This window comes from Alcanivorax sp. HI0083 (assembly GCF_001635175.1).
Genome location: NZ_LWFX01000179.1, coordinates 1 through 1,167, shown reverse-complemented (window position 1 = coordinate 1,167; position 1,167 = coordinate 1). Strand labels below are relative to the sequence as shown.

Sequence of the window (1,167 nt, the reverse complement as noted above, 5' to 3'; positions counted from 1 at the left end):
ACCCAGTTTGACCCTGCTTCAGATGGCTATGACCCACGCAGCACCCGTGAGATGCCCCGCTGGTACCAGGCCGATATACAGTTTGCCTGCCTATACCCTCAGCCATTAACACTGAAACAGATCAAGCATCACCCCGAATTTGCTGACATGGAGCTGGTGGTGCGACCTCGCCTGTCGGTGCAAAAAGTATCTGAACGACAGCTCCAGCTTATCCGGCAGATAAGCCAGCCCGTGGATGCCACCGCATAGGGCACCCCGCGCACCACAAACAACCTCAGCACCACAACAGGGCGCCTGTTAATACAAAATAACTAAGAAGCCCTGATTCTATCGGCTATACGCGCTGGCACAGCGGTTGCAGTCCCCTCTTCTCATCACCAATGACGAATGGGATTCACCACTATGCTGCTGCGACGCTATCACTGGCTTTCTCTGCTGATTCTTCCCGAGTTCGCCAACGCCGACACCCTGACCGCCACCGATACAGTCTGGATTGCTATCGCTGCGGCGCTGGTGTTCTTCATGCAAGCGGGTTTTGCACTGCTTGAGAGCGGCCTGAGCCGGGCGAAGAACTCACTGAACGTGGTCATGAAGAACTACATGGACCTGTGTGTCGGCACACTGGTGTTCTGGGCCGTGGGTTTCGGGCTGATGTTCGGCACCAGCACCAATGGCTGGTTCGGGCAGGACCAATTCATGCTCAACCAGGCCGATGGCAGTACCTGGGCCATGCTCCTTTTCCAGATCATGTTCGCGGCTACCGCCGCCACCATCGCCTCAGGAGCCATGGCAGAGCGCACCCGCTACGTGGGCTATTTGTGTGGCGCGGTGGTGATCACCGGCCTTATTTATCCGCTGTTCGGCAACTGGGCCTGGAACAGCAATGGCTGGCTCGCCCAGATGGGCTTTATTGATTTCGCCGGTTCCACGGTGGTCCACAGTATCGGCGGCTGGTGTGCACTGGCCGGTATTCTGGTGGTAGGCCCGCGACTTGGGCGTTTCGACAACCAAGGCAAGCCACGCACCATTCCCGGCCATAACCTTTCCTATGTGGCATTGGGCGGTTTCATACTCTGGTTCGGCTGGTTTGGCTTCAACGGGGGCTCGACCCTCTCTGCCAGCGTGGATATCGCCAAGGTGAACCTGAATACCCAGCTGGCCGCCGCG

At 57.8% G+C, this 1,167-nt stretch carries 2 protein-coding genes; both read left to right on the top strand.

The genetic code is table 11. The features are described 5' to 3' along the window. The coding region (locus A3754_RS01915) for an EVE domain-containing protein (protein WP_156496690.1) at positions 1–249 on the top strand (249 nt) is incomplete at its 5' end. A gap of 138 nt (positions 250–387) precedes the next feature. Then, the coding region (locus A3754_RS01910) for an ammonium transporter (protein ID WP_369817562.1) at positions 388–1,167 on the top strand (780 nt) is incomplete at its 3' end.